The sequence below is a fragment of the Streptomyces sp. JH14 genome (assembly GCF_029428675.1).
Taxonomy (GTDB): domain Bacteria; phylum Actinomycetota; class Actinomycetes; order Streptomycetales; family Streptomycetaceae; genus Streptomyces.
In genome coordinates, this window is the sequence record NZ_JAJNEL010000001.1 from 590,262 (window position 1) to 602,583 (window position 12,322).

Sequence of the window (12,322 nt, forward strand, 5' to 3'; positions counted from 1 at the left end):
CCCGTACATGAGGACGGGCGGCCGGTGGTGCTCGTCCGGCCGCCCGTCCCCCTCACTCAGCCGCCTACGGCTTCGGGGTGGCGTGCGGGGCGCACGTCACGTCCTGCCGGTCGGTCTGCCCGGTGAGCAGGTAGGTGTCCACCCGCTCGTTGATGCAGGGGTTGACCAGGCCCGTGACGCCGTGCGAGCCGGCGTCCTTCTCTGTGATCAGACGCGAGCCCTTGAAACGCTTGTGCAGCTCGACGGCGCCCTCGTACGGAGTGGCGGCGTCACGCGTGGACTGCACGATCAGCACCGGCGGCAGACCCTTGCCGGTCTTGACCTCCAGCGGGGTCTGCTGCTTGGCCGACCAGGTCGCACAGGGCAGGTTCATCCAGGCGTTGGCCCAGGTCATGAACGGGTAGTCCTTGTGCAGCCGGGTGTTGTCGCGGTCCCACTTCTGCCAGCTGGTGGGCCACTTGGCGTCCGCGCACTCGACAGCCGTGTACACGGCGTTGCCGTTCTCCGAGGAGGCGTTCCCCGCGAGGTCCGACATGTCGGGGCCCGCGGCGTCGACCAGCGCCTGGGTGTCGCCCGCCCGGTAGTCGCTCCAGGTCTGGGCGACGAGCACCCAGGTGGAGTCGTAGTACGGCGCGTTCTGGAAGAAGCCGATGAGCTCGGCGGGTCCGACGACGCCGCCGATCGGGCTCTTCTTGGCGGAGGCACGGAGCTTCAGCCACTCCTGCTCGACCTGGGCCGGCGTGGTGCCGATGTGGAAGGCCGCGTCGTTCTTGGCGACCCAGGCCTCCCAGTCGTCCCAGCGCTTCTGGAAGGCGATGTCCTGGTTCAGGTTGGCCTGGTACCAGATGTTGTCCTTCGCCGGGTTGACCACGCTGTCGACGACCATGCGCCGGACGTGGTCCGGGAACAGGGTGCCGTAGACCGCTCCCAGGTAGGTGCCGTAGGAGACGCCCAGATAGTTGAGCTTCTTCTCACCGAGCGCGGCGCGGATGACGTCCAGGTCGCGTGCGGTGTTCGGCGTGGTCATGTGCGGCAGCATGCCGCCGCTCCGCTCGGCGCAGCCGTCCGCGTACTCGGCGGCGAGCTTGCGCTGGGCGCGCTTGTCGGCCTCGCTGTCGGGCACCGGGTCGGCCTTCGGGGCCTTGACGAACTCCTGCGGGTCGACGCAGGAGATCGGCGCCGAGTGGCCGACGCCGCGGGGGTCGAAGCCGACGAAGTCGTACGCCTTCGCGGTCTTCGTCCAGAGCGGGTTCTTGTTGGTGATCCGGGTGGGGAAGCGCAGCCCGGAGCCGCCGGGTCCCCCCGGGTTGTAGATCAGTGCGCCCTGCCGCTCGTCCTTCGTACCGGTACTGACGTGCCGGTCGACGGCGAGCTTGATCTGCTTGCCGTCGGGCTTGGCGTAGTCGAGCGGTACGGTCACCCAGCCGCACTGAATCGGCGTGGCCAGGGCCCAGTCGGCCGGGCAGTCCTTCCAGTCGATACCGGCGTGGGCCGCCCGTGCGGCGGCGATCTGGACGCCGCGCGCCTCCGAACCGCTGTGGTGACGGCCGTCGGCCGTGGCCGCCGGTGCGGCGATCGCGCTCGCTATGAGCGTGCCCGCAATCAGAGTGCCGGCCGAGCCGAGCACTGCTGTGCGTCTCAAGTGGAACCTCCCCCATTGTCCGAAGCGCCGCAGAGAGCAGCGCACTTCACATTGGAGCCTCCCGCGGATCCTGTCGTCTGTGGGGTTCCTGAGAACAGGCTGTACACCCACTTCTTTACCGAATCGATAACCGGACACCCGTGTCCCGCTGAGCGGTGCGCACCGGCGTCAGGCGCCCAGCACCTCGTCCAGCGCGCCGTCCAGGACGGTGCGCAGCGCCCGTGCGTCCGGGGCCACGGCGGTCACCAGTACCGCCGGACCGGCGAGCGGCGTGCGTACGGCGGTCGGTCCCAGCAGCCGTGCGGCAGGGCATGTGTCGTCGAAGGCCGGGTCCACGACGAGGAGTTGTCCGACCGCCCGGTGTCCGCCGAGCACGGCGCCGCCGTCCCAGCCGCCGGGCGCCCCCGGCCCGTATGCGACGTGCTGATCCAGTAGCGGACGGCCGGCGCGGCGGACGGTCAGGCGGCTGAAGAGAGTCCCGGTGGTCTCACCATGGCGGCCGAGAATCTGTTCCTCCCGCAGCACCAGCCGTGCGCTCGGAGCGAGTTCGACCCGGGTGTTCACGCGCAGCTCACTGCCGTTCGCCGAAATGAGCTGCTCCGGGAGCCAGTTGAGTTCCGCGCCTTCTCCCACGTGCAACTCGATGTCGTAGGTGGCACCTTGAATGCCGGGTCCGGGGCCGGGCAGGGCGACGGTCGCCGCTGCGGAGTCCACGGTGAGCCGGGCGTCGTCCTCGACGCGTGCCTCGATGGCGAGCCGGTCCCCGCCCAGCGGTGCGCTCATCGCGCCGACGACGGTGACCCGGGCGCACGCCGCGAGGGTGGCCCTGGTCCGCCGCAGGGCCAGCGGCCCGTCGCTCTCGAGCACGGGAAGGACCGTGGCGCCCCGGCCGTCGGCGACGGCGATGATCCGGGCGGTCGCCTGGACGCTCATGCGGTCCAGGCGGCGAGCTGCTCGCGCACCCAGTCCGCGACCGGCTTGACGCCGTCGGCGGAGGTGAGGGAGGTGAAGGCGACGGGGAGTCCGCCACGCCGGTCGGCGGCGTCCCGTGCCATCCGGTCCAGATCGGAGCCGACATACGGGGCGAGGTCCGTCTTGTTGATCACGAGGAGGTCGGAGGTCGTGACGCCGGGGCCGCCCTTGCGGGGGATGTCGTCTCCGCCCGCCACGTCGATGACGAAGATCTGGGCGTCCACCAGGCCCTTGGAGAAGGTGGCGGTGAGGTTGTCGCCGCCGGACTCGACAAGGATCAGGTCGAGGGGACCGACGGCGTCCTCCAGGTCCTCGACGGCTTCGAGGTTGGCGGAGATGTCGTCGCGGATGGCGGTGTGCGGACAGGCGCCGGTCTCGACGGCCTGGATGCGCTCGGGCGGCAGTACGGCGTTACGCAGCAGGAAGGCGGCGTCCTCGCGGGTGTAGATGTCGTTGGTGACGACGGCGATGGACAGCTGGTCGCGCAGCACTCGGCAGAGCGCTGCCACGGTCGCGGTCTTGCCGGAGCCGACCGGTCCGCCGAGCCCTATGCGCAGGGCCCGGCGGGTGCCGTCGGGGCGTGCGGCGTCGGCGCCGACGGCGGCGGGTCCGTCATGGGAATGGTCGAGGTGCATGCGGTGCGGCTCCTGAAGGGTGCGGTGCGGTTGGCGCTACGAGGCGAACAGACGGACCGGCCAGGCGGCGTGCGCTTCGGCGGTGATGTCGAGCAGCGGCGCGGAGGCCGCGGGCAACGCGTCGATGCCATGGTGCACGGCGGCGGCAGCCTGTTCGGCGACCCGGTCGAGTTCGGGTGCGAGGCGGGCGAGGACGGCGGTGGCATCGAAGGGGTTGAGGGAGAGCAGCCGGACCGCCGCGGTGGCCGGACCGCTGACCGTCTCGTACGCCACGCAGTACGCGGCGTCCTCGGGCCCGAGGCCCGCCGCGCGTGCGGTGAGGCCGAGCACGACGGGCTGGTGGGCGCCGCGCGGCCGGGCCTCGGCGAGCGCGGCGAGTTCGGGGCTCGGCCAGGTGGCGCGGGCGGCCCGCATCAGCTGCCGGCCGAGTTTGCGCGCCACCATGCGCAGGGCGGGTGACGGGGTGCGGGCGTCGGCGGCCTCGTCGAGTGCGAGCGGTTCGAGGCCGTGCGCGGCCGCCGCGGCGAGTGCGGCGGAGGTGAGTCCGGTGGTGTGCAGCCGGCCCCGGCAGAAGGCGGCCAGGTCATCGGCATCACGGATGCGCCCCGCCTCGACGGCCGGTTCGGCGCCACCGGAGTGGGCGTGACCCCCGGCGGGGAACCGGCCGTCGGCGAGGACGAGGAGAGCTGCGCGCGTCATGGTCTGTCCGTCCTCAGAAGAGGAAGTAACGCTGGGCCATGGGGAGTTCGGCAGCAGGTGCGGGCTCGACGGGCTCACCGTCGATGGTCACGGCGAAGCTGTCGGGGTCGACCTGGACCCGTGGCAGCGCGTCGTTCTCCCGCATGTCCGCCTTGGTGACCCCTCGGGTGCTGGTGATCGGCACGAACCGCTTGCCGAGTCCGAGGCGTTCCGGCAGCCTGTCCTCAATGGCGGCGTTCGCCACGAAGTTGAACGAGTTGGCGGCGGGCGCCCGGCCCAGTGCACCGAACATCGGCCGGGGCATCACCGGCTGCGGGGTGGGAATGGACGCGTTGGCGTCGCCCATCTGCGCGTACGCGATCTGGCCGCCCTTGATGACGGTCTGCGGCTTCACGCCGAAGAACGCCGGGTCCCACAGCACCAGATCGGCGAGCTTGCCGGTCTCGACGGAGCCGATCTCCCGGTCGAGACCCTGAGCGACCGCCGGGTTGATGGTGTATTTGGCGACATAGCGACGCACTCGGTGGTTGTCGGCCGCGCCGTCACCGGGCAGCGGGCCGCGGCGCTTCTTCATCACATGGGCGGTCTGCCAGGTGCGCAGGACGACCTCGCCGATGCGGCCCATCGCCTGGGAGTCGGACGAGATGATGGAGATCGCCCCGAGGTCGTGGAGCACGTCCTCGGCCGCAATGGTGGACGGCCGGATCCGCGATTCCGCGAACGCCAGGTCCTCCGGCACGGCCGGGTTGAGATGGTGACAGACCATCAGCATGTCGAGGTGTTCCTCGATGGTGTTGACGGTGTGCGGCCGGGTCGGATTGGTGGAGCTGGGCAGAACGTACGGCTCGGAGACCACGGTGATGATGTCCGGGGCGTGCCCGCCGCCGGCGCCTTCGGTGTGGTACGCGTGGATGGAGCGCCCGGCGATCGCGGCGAGGGTGTCGGCGACGAAACCGGCCTCGTTGAGGGTGTCCGTGTGGATGGCGAGCTGTGCGCCGCTCTCCTCACACACGTTCAGACAGGCGTCGATGACGGCCGGGGTGGCCCCCCAATCCTCATGGATCTTGAACCCGAGGGCTCCGCCGCGCAGTTGTGCCCGCATGGCGTCACCGGACATCGTGTTGCCCTTGCCGAGAAGTCCGATGTTGACGGGGTAGGTCTCCAGCGAATCGAACATCCGGGCAAGGTGCCAGGCGCCCGGGGTGACCGTCGTCGCCTTGGTGCCCTCGGCCGGTCCGGTGCCGCCGCCGACGAGCGTGGTGATACCCGCGGAGAGTGCCTGGTCGACCAGGGTCGGCGAGATGAAGTGGACGTGCGCGTCAATGGCACCGGCGGTGAGGAACTTGCCGTTGCCCGTGATGATTTCGGTCTCCGGGCCGATGACGAGACCGGGGTGGACACCGTCCATCGTGTCCGGGTTGCCGGCCTTGCCGATGCCGGCGATACGGCCGTCGCGGATGCCGATGTCCGCCTTGACGATGCCCCAGTGGTCGATCACGACGGCGCCGGTGATGACCGTGTCGGGGGCTCCTTCGGCACGGGTGGTGCGCGCTTGGCCCATCGACTCGCGGATCACCTTGCCGCCGCCGAACACGGCCTCGTCACCGGCGAGTCCGGGGCCGCCGGAGCGGTCCTCCTCGATCTCGACGAGCAGATCGGTGTCGGCGAGCCGGATCCGGTCGCCTGTGGTGGGCCCGAACAGATCCGCGTACACGGCGCGGTGGAGCTCAGCCATCGAGAGCGCCTCCGGTCTCGCCGCGCAGGCCCGGGACGACGCGCCGTCCGGCGAGGGGCACGAGTTCGATATCGACGGGGATGCCGGGCTCGAAGCGGACCGCGGTCCCCGCGGCGATGTTCAGCCGCAGGCCACGGGCAGCCGCACGGTCGAACTCGAGGCCCGGGTTGGCCTCGGCGAAATGGTAGTGCGAGCCCACCTGGACGGGCCGGTCGGCGGTGTTGAGGACGGTGAGGCGGCTGACGGTGCGGCCCGCGTTGAGCGGCACGGGCCCGTCCGCGTAGAGGATCTCTCCGGGAATCATCGGCGCCGCCCGTCAGACGATCGGGTCATGGACGGTGACGAGCTTGGTGCCGTCCGGGAAGGTGGCTTCGACCTGGACGTCGTGGATCATCTCGGGAATCCCGTCCATGACGTCGTCGCGGGTGAGCACCTTGCGTCCGGACGCCATCAGTTCGGAGACCGTACGGCCGTCCCGGGCACCCTCCAGCAGATGCGCGGTGATCAGCGCGACCGCCTCGGGATGGTTGAGCCGCAGTCCGCGCGCCCGGCGCCTCTCAGCCACGTCGGCGGCCACATGGATGAGCAGGCGTTCCTGCTCGTGCGGGGTCAGTTGCAACGCATCCACCTCACAGTCCTCCGCCCGGCACCGGTCCTGGGCGTAGCGAGACCTTAACCGCGCTCAACAGACCGTTGAACGCAAGCCCGTGTCTCACGGCAAGGTAATGCAGGTTAGGGGTGAAGTTTTTCCGGCGCGTTAACCGATCCGCTGCAGGTCCGTGGACATCAGCCCGCGCAGGCCGTCCTCCAGCATCTCGGGTGCGGCGTCACCGCAGCGTGCAGCGCCGTCGAGGATCTGCCGCCGTCGGGCGTCGAGACGGGCCCGGGATACGCGAGCCGTAAAACGAACATTCATTCTTGACGATTTCGGGCGCCGGCGGGACAGGGCCGTCGTCAAACGAACGATCCTTCTCTTGGACGGCAGTGCGGCGGGAGGCGCGCCGCTGACGCTCGCCCTGTGGGCGGCGCTCGGGCTGACCGCTGTACTCGTCGGCACACGGCGCCGGACGCCGGCAGCCGCCGCACCCGGGCCCGGTGGGCTGAGCACCACCCTCGAAGCCGCCGTGCACCCCCGCCTCAGCGGACGGGTGCGCGGCCTCCGCGGCACGGGGACGGAGTCACGGGGCGACGGGCGTCCGCGGCGACGTCGCCGAGGGACGTACGCGGCGCCGGCGCCCAGGCGTCACGGCCGTCCGCTGCCCGGGTCGCTCTGCCCCCGGTGCTCCGCCGCAATACCGAAGCGCCGCCGTTCGCCCGGAGCGGACGCGGCGGTGCCCATCGAGGAGACCGAGCTGATCACCTGCTCCTCCGCCGCCGCCTCGCCCTTCTCGAGTCGTTCCAGGTCAGCAGCCGAAACGAGCGCCACCAGCGGCTTGCCGTGCCGCGTCACCACGACGCGTTCACCGCCGTAGACGACGCGGTTGATCAGTTCGGCGAGCTCAGCTCGCGCTTGCGTCACCGGAATCTCGTAGGCCATAGTCCCCATCATAACCGTCTGTACGTCCTGTACATTTTTTACAGATGCCTGTGCAGGCCGCCCGCAGACACGGACACCGGAGGAGAGGCTCGCCATGTTCCGCCCTGCCGCCCGCTATGTGCTGCCCGAATTCACCGAGCGCACGACCGACGGGACCCGCACCCTCGACCCGTACTCCAAGCTGCTCGCCGAGCGCATCGTCTTCCTCGGCACCGCGGTCGACGACACCTCCGCGAACGACCTGATCGCGCAGTTCATGTACCTGGAACACGCTGCGCCCGACCGTCCCGTCTCCCTCTACATCAACTCCCCCGGCGGCTCATTCGGCGCCACGACGGCGATCTACGACACGATGGAGTACCTCGCGTGCGAGGTGGAGACCTTCTGCCTCGGCCAGGCCGGAGCCGGCGCGGCCCTGCTGCTGGCCGCGGGCGCCCCCGGCCGACGGCACGCCCTGCCCGGAGCCAGGATGGTCCTCCAGCAGCCCGCACTTCCCGAGCCGGTGCAGGGCCAGCCGTCCGATCTGGAGATCGAGGCGCGGGAACTGGATCGCATCCGCGCGCTGCTCACCGGTCTGCTGGCCCGTCACACCGGGCACGCGACCGAGCAGATCGCCGCCGACATCGACCGCGATCTCATCCTGGACGCGCCGGGCGCCAAGGCGTACGGCCTGGTCGACCACGTCCTGGAGAACCGCAAGCCGTTGCTCCCGCCGAACAGTGCGAGGTGAACGCCCCATGCAGCCACCGGAGTTCCCGCCGCTGCCCGCACTGACGCGCGCCGAGAGCGAGTTCATCGACTGCTACCTCGAAGTCCTCGACCAGCTGGGCCGGATCAACCCGGCTCACGGCAGCGACACCTATCGCGCTCTGCGCGCGGCGCAGGCGCTCGCCTCGCGGGCGCGCGCCCTGCGGGACGCACTCGCGTTGATGCACGAGCGCGGTGAAGCACAGCTCCACGCTGCCACATTGGCCCGGGCGCTGCGCGTGTTGGACGGGGAACGGCGTGCCGAACGGGTCACCGTGCCCCCTGCCCCGACGAGTTGATCAATTCCCTTCCGCGACACGCCCGACGTGCTGATCAGAATTCCTCGCTCTTTCGGCGTAGGAGATCCCCCGCGCGGGGGACATTTCAACTTGCGTTCCCGATGTGGACAGTAAGCGGAATCTTTTGTTCCGTCGCTGGTACGGGACCGGTCAGGGCGACCGGGCGAGACCCCGAAGCGGCTCTGCCCACCCGAACGGGTCATTCGTCATGAGGTTCACACCATGCCGTTCCACCTCGGAAATCCGGCAGTCGGTGAGTCAAGATCCCTGGGACGACAAGCCCCCGCCACCGCGGCGGGGCGGTCCGGGTGGACGCCGAGTCCTGCCGCCGTCCGGATGCCTGGTCGACAGGAGTGGATCGGCAGGAGTGGAGGACCCGAGCACAACGGGTCGGCCGGGCATCCGGTCGACCCTCGGGGTGAAGCCGCTACGTGCGGCCGGGCAACTTCGCCAGCCCGAACCCGACAGGTCATCCTTCACAGGCGGCTGACGAAGGGTTGCGCATGACTGCGCAGGTTCATGTCCCGTCTCTGCTCACCCGGGCCGGTACGGCCACGGTTCTGACGCTCGCCGCCGTCGGCGGCCCCATCATCGCCCCCGGCTCCGTGACCGAGGCACAGGCCGCGACCCATTCGGCGAAGGCGCTCAAGATCGCCGCGTCGAAGAGGGGATCGCCCTACCGCTACGGGGCCACCGGCCCGCACCGCTTCGACTGTTCGGGCCTGACGCAGTACGCGTTCAAGAAGGCGGGCAAGAGGCTCCCGCGCACGGCTCAGCAGCAGTACAACAAGAGCCGGCACATCTCGTCCGGGCATCGGCAACGCGGCGACCTGGTCTTCTTCCACTACGGCAGCTTCGTCTACCACGTGGGGATCTACGCCGGCAAAGGCCGGATCTGGCACTCACCGAAGTCGGGTGCCGTGGTGCGGCTGGAGAAGATCTGGACCAGGAGCGTCTGGTACGGACGGGTCCGCTGATCCCTGGTGGCGCCGGGCCGGCCCTCGTCCGTTCACGACGCGACGCCGGGGCCCGGGCCGGTGGTCAGGTCTGGACGGGGACGGTCCAGGGAAGCTCGATCCAGACGGTCTTGCCTCCTTCAGCGGTCGGTGTGACCGTGAGCTGTCCGCCGCACTCCTTGGCCAGACAGCGGATGATCACCATGCCGCGCCCGTTGTCCTGCCGCACGGCGGCGGGCAGTCGCTGGGGCCAGCGCGGGTGGCTGTCCGTCACCCCGAGACGCAGTTGTTCCTCCCGCTCCAGCCGGAGGTCCACCGTGAACGTGGGCGACTGACCGAAGGTGTGCTGGACGGCGTTGGTGGCGAGCTCCGAGACGATGAGCCGGATGCTGTCGGCCACCTCGCTGTCATCGGCCAGACCCCAGTCGGTGAGCACGCCGGCCACGTATCTCCGGGCCGAGGAGACCGAAAGCGGCTCGCTCGGCAGAGTGACACGTGCTTCTTGATGGTCTGCCATGGCGAGCCGTCCCTTTCCCACCCGGACCGACCCGCGGTCGGTCCGGGATGCGCTTCGCGCCAGAGTGCCACTGATGCTGCCCTCCGCGACGGCGATCCACCAAGATGTGCATATATCTGTCGCTCGATGCGGTGAACTCTGCCCCGGAAGCCCGCACATGGGCGGCACACTGGCCCCTCGGCACGAGGGGGAGGGAGGCCGCCCATGCAGCATGGACCTGCGGTGCGCCGCCGCAAGCTCGGGGAGGAGCTGCGCGGTCTGCGCCATGCCTCCGGACTGACGAGCCGGGACGCGGCGCGGATGGCCGGCTGGCATCAGTCGAAGGTGAGCCGGATCGAGACGGGTGTCAGCAGTGTGAAACCGGCCGATGTGAGCCGGCTGCTGGATGCCTACGGCGTGAACGACCCACAGTTGCGAGCGCTCCTGAAGATGCTCGCCGGCTCGGCGGGCGGTGGCGGCACCGGCTGGTGGCATGCCTACCGAGGTCTCATCCCGCCCCAGTACCGGGACTTCATCAGTCTGGAGTCCCAGGCCAGAACCGCCCGCACGCTGGAAACCTCAGTGGTGCCGGGGCTGTTGCAGACCGCCGACTACGCCCGGGCGGTGACCCGTGCGTCGCTGGACGACCTGCCCGCCGGCCAGCTGGACTCGCTGGTGGAGGTGCGGCTCACCCGGCAGGGCGTACTGCGGACCGATCCGCCGCTGCGGCTGACCGCGGTGCTCGACGAAGCGGTGCTGCGACGCGAGGTCGGCGGGCGCCGGGTGATGCGGGACCAGCTGCGCCATCTGGCCCGGGTATCCCAACTACCGCACATACAACTGCAGTTGCTGCCCTTCTCGGTGGGTGGGTACGTAGGACTCACCGGGCCTTTCGTTATCTTCTCTTTTCCGAACACTTCTGATCTGGATGTGGTCGTACTCGACCATTTGACGAGTAGCCTCTATCTGGAGCGGAAAGAAGACCTTGAGGCGTACAGCTCGGCCTTCGCCACGATGCAGGCACACGCGCTGTCGCCGGAGCACTCGTTGGACCTGATCGCCGCAATAGACCGCGACGGTTAGGAACCTCAGACTGCCCGAGGGGGCCCGATGCCCGATTGTCCCGCCCAGCAGGCGTTGCAGTGGCGGCGCAGCAGCCGCAGCACCGGAATGAACAACTGCGTGGAAGCAGCGTCCTTCGGTCCGGAGCTGCTTGCCGTGCGCGACTCCAAGGACGTGTCCAGGCCCCCGCTGCGGTTCTCCGCCGCGGCCTGGACGTCGTTCGTCTCCGGTCTGACCGGCGGTCCGGCCGGCTGACCGACCCGATCGGGGCTGCGGTCAGGCCGTCGGGGCTGTCCGCAGCACGGTCTCCACCGCGGTCTCGATCTGCGCACCGGTCAGATCGGCCCGGGCGGTGAGCCGCAGCCGCGAGATCCCGTCCGGAACCGACGGGGGCCGGAAGCAGCCCACCGCCATCCCGGCCGCTCGGCAGTCGGCGGACCAGCGCACCGCCGCGTCCGGCGAAGGCGCCCGGACCGAGACGACGGCGGCGTCGGGGCGCACGGCGGTCAGCCCCGCCGCGGTCAGCCGTTCGTACAGGGCGGTGGCGACCGTACGGGCCCGGCCCGCCCGCTCCGGTTCGCGGCGCAGCAGTCGCAGGCTCGCGAGGGCGGCGCCCGCCGCGGCCGGTGCGAGCCCGGTGTCGAAGATGAACGTCCGGGCGGTGTTGACCAGGTGGTCGATCACCCGGGCCGGCCCGAGGACCGCTCCGCCCTGACTGCCCAGGGACTTGGAGAGGGTGACGGTGGTGACGATCCCGTCGTCCCCCGCGAGTCCGGCGGCGGCCGGGGCGCCGCGCCCGCCCTCTCCGAGTACGCCCAGACCGTGCGCGTCGTCCACGAGCAGCGCGGCCCGATGCGTACGGCAGACGTCGACCAGTTCGCGCAGCGGTGCGGCGTCGCCGTCCACGGAGAAGACGGAGTCGGTGACGGCCAGGGCGCGGCCGTCGTGCGCGTGCAGCGCCTTGGCGACGGCCTCGGGGTCGGCATGCGGTACGACGGCGGTCTCGGCGCGGGAGAGCCGGCAGCCGTCGACGATGGAGGCGTGGTTGCCCGCGTCGGAGACGATCAGGGAGCCCCGGCCGGTGAGGGCGGTGAGCGCGGCGAGATTGGCCGCGTAGCCGGAGGAGAGGACCAGGGCGGCCTCGAAACCGCAGAATGCGGCCAGTTCGCGTTCGAGTTCGGCGTGCAGTGCGGTGGAGCCGGTGACCAGCCGGGAGCCGGTGGCGCCCGCTCCCCACCGTTGCGCGGCTTCGGCGGCGGCCGCGGTCACCTCGGGGTGCCGGGTGAGGCCCAGGTAGTCATTGCTCGCGAGGTCCAGCAGTTCCGGTTCGGCGGGCCGGGCGCGGAGCGTGCGGACGAGTCCGGCATCCGCACGGCGGCGGGCCTCGTCGTCGATCCATTCGAACGGGGCGAAGGGCATGTCGGCGGTCCCTTTTGTAGGCAGCTCACAGACCCTAACCGGGGGCGCAGTCGGGCATGGTGTGGCAATACACACACCCTCTGCCGGCGCTGTTGTCCGGTTCCTCCTTGGCTGCGGGTGGTG

16 protein-coding genes and 1 riboswitch are annotated in these 12,322 nt (G+C 70.4%); of the genes, 5 read left to right on the forward strand and 11 right to left on the reverse strand.

Annotated elements, in window-relative coordinates; all coding sequences use genetic code 11:
* Positions 1-64: 64 nt before the first annotated feature.
* The 9 genes from LRD69_RS02635 to LRD69_RS02675 all read right to left on the reverse strand — a co-directional run bounded on the left by LRD69_RS02635 (position 65) and on the right by LRD69_RS02675 (position 7,220).
* A complete protein-coding gene (locus tag LRD69_RS02635) occupies positions 65-1,642 on the reverse strand; it encodes an alpha/beta hydrolase (RefSeq protein WP_277324917.1) in 1,578 nt (525 codons plus the stop codon).
* 168 nt (positions 1,643-1,810) lie between these two features.
* A complete protein-coding gene (locus LRD69_RS02640; protein WP_277324918.1) occupies positions 1,811-2,575 on the reverse strand; it encodes an urease accessory protein UreD in 765 nt (254 codons plus the stop codon).
* Positions 2,572-3,249 (reverse strand): urease accessory protein UreG, encoded by a 678-nt coding sequence (gene ureG / locus LRD69_RS02645; RefSeq protein WP_277324919.1) that lies wholly within the window; start codon positions 3,247-3,249, stop codon positions 2,572-2,574. The genes LRD69_RS02640 and ureG overlap by 4 nt, the downstream gene beginning before the upstream one ends.
* Before the next feature lie 36 nt (positions 3,250-3,285).
* A complete protein-coding gene (locus tag LRD69_RS02650) occupies positions 3,286-3,948 on the reverse strand; it encodes an urease accessory UreF family protein (RefSeq protein ID WP_277324920.1) in 663 nt (220 codons plus the stop codon).
* A gap of 13 nt (positions 3,949-3,961) precedes the next feature.
* Positions 3,962-5,683: an urease subunit alpha gene (locus LRD69_RS02655; protein WP_277324921.1), complete on the reverse strand. Its 1,722-nt coding sequence runs from the start codon at positions 5,681-5,683 to the stop codon at positions 3,962-3,964.
* The gene (locus tag LRD69_RS02660; RefSeq protein ID WP_277324922.1) at positions 5,676-5,987 is read right to left on the reverse strand and encodes an urease subunit beta; all 312 of its coding nucleotides are present in this window, start codon (positions 5,985-5,987) and stop codon (positions 5,676-5,678) included. The genes LRD69_RS02655 and LRD69_RS02660 overlap by 8 nt, the downstream gene beginning before the upstream one ends.
* Positions 5,988-5,999: 12 nt before the next feature.
* The gene (locus tag LRD69_RS02665; RefSeq protein ID WP_199919267.1) at positions 6,000-6,302 is read right to left on the reverse strand and encodes an urease subunit gamma; all 303 of its coding nucleotides are present in this window, start codon (positions 6,300-6,302) and stop codon (positions 6,000-6,002) included.
* Between the two features lie 138 nt (positions 6,303-6,440).
* Complete coding sequence (locus LRD69_RS02670) at positions 6,441-6,599, reverse strand: hypothetical protein (RefSeq protein WP_277324923.1); 159 nt, start codon at positions 6,597-6,599, stop codon at positions 6,441-6,443.
* Between the two features lie 327 nt (positions 6,600-6,926).
* The gene (locus tag LRD69_RS02675; protein WP_277324924.1) at positions 6,927-7,220 is read right to left on the reverse strand and encodes a type II toxin-antitoxin system Phd/YefM family antitoxin; all 294 of its coding nucleotides are present in this window, start codon (positions 7,218-7,220) and stop codon (positions 6,927-6,929) included.
* Between the two features lie 94 nt (positions 7,221-7,314).
* Between LRD69_RS02675 and LRD69_RS02680 the strand changes: the two genes are divergently transcribed.
* The 3 genes from LRD69_RS02680 (at position 7,315) to LRD69_RS02690 (ending at position 9,243) form a co-directional block, all read left to right on the forward strand.
* Positions 7,315-7,950 (forward strand): ATP-dependent Clp protease proteolytic subunit, encoded by a 636-nt coding sequence (locus LRD69_RS02680; protein WP_277324925.1) that lies wholly within the window; start codon positions 7,315-7,317, stop codon positions 7,948-7,950.
* 7 nt (positions 7,951-7,957) lie between these two features.
* A complete protein-coding gene (locus tag LRD69_RS02685) occupies positions 7,958-8,266 on the forward strand; it encodes a hypothetical protein (RefSeq protein WP_277324926.1) in 309 nt (102 codons plus the stop codon).
* Positions 8,267-8,569: 303 nt separating this feature from the next.
* A riboswitch (cyclic di-AMP (ydaO/yuaA leader) is annotated at positions 8,570-8,766 on the forward strand.
* Between the two features lie 3 nt (positions 8,767-8,769).
* Complete coding sequence (locus tag LRD69_RS02690; RefSeq protein WP_277324927.1) at positions 8,770-9,243, forward strand: C40 family peptidase; 474 nt, start codon at positions 8,770-8,772, stop codon at positions 9,241-9,243.
* Positions 9,244-9,307: 64 nt separating this feature from the next.
* On the opposite strand, the gene LRD69_RS02695 is transcribed toward LRD69_RS02690, so the two are convergent.
* Positions 9,308-9,739: an ATP-binding protein gene (locus tag LRD69_RS02695; RefSeq protein WP_277324928.1), complete on the reverse strand. Its 432-nt coding sequence runs from the start codon at positions 9,737-9,739 to the stop codon at positions 9,308-9,310.
* Between the two features lie 204 nt (positions 9,740-9,943).
* Between LRD69_RS02695 and LRD69_RS02700 the strand changes: the two genes are divergently transcribed.
* Both LRD69_RS02700 and LRD69_RS02705 read left to right on the forward strand, forming a co-directional pair.
* The gene (locus tag LRD69_RS02700) at positions 9,944-10,801 is read left to right on the forward strand and encodes a helix-turn-helix transcriptional regulator (protein ID WP_277324929.1); all 858 of its coding nucleotides are present in this window, start codon (positions 9,944-9,946) and stop codon (positions 10,799-10,801) included.
* A 27-nt stretch (positions 10,802-10,828) separates the two neighbouring features.
* Positions 10,829-11,035 (forward strand): DUF397 domain-containing protein, encoded by a 207-nt coding sequence (locus LRD69_RS02705; RefSeq protein ID WP_277324930.1) that lies wholly within the window; start codon positions 10,829-10,831, stop codon positions 11,033-11,035.
* 21 nt (positions 11,036-11,056) lie between these two features.
* Here the strand turns inward: LRD69_RS02705 and LRD69_RS02710 are convergent, their stop codons facing one another.
* Complete coding sequence (locus LRD69_RS02710; protein WP_277324931.1) at positions 11,057-12,199, reverse strand: 8-amino-7-oxononanoate synthase; 1,143 nt, start codon at positions 12,197-12,199, stop codon at positions 11,057-11,059.
* Positions 12,200-12,322 lie beyond the last annotated feature (123 nt).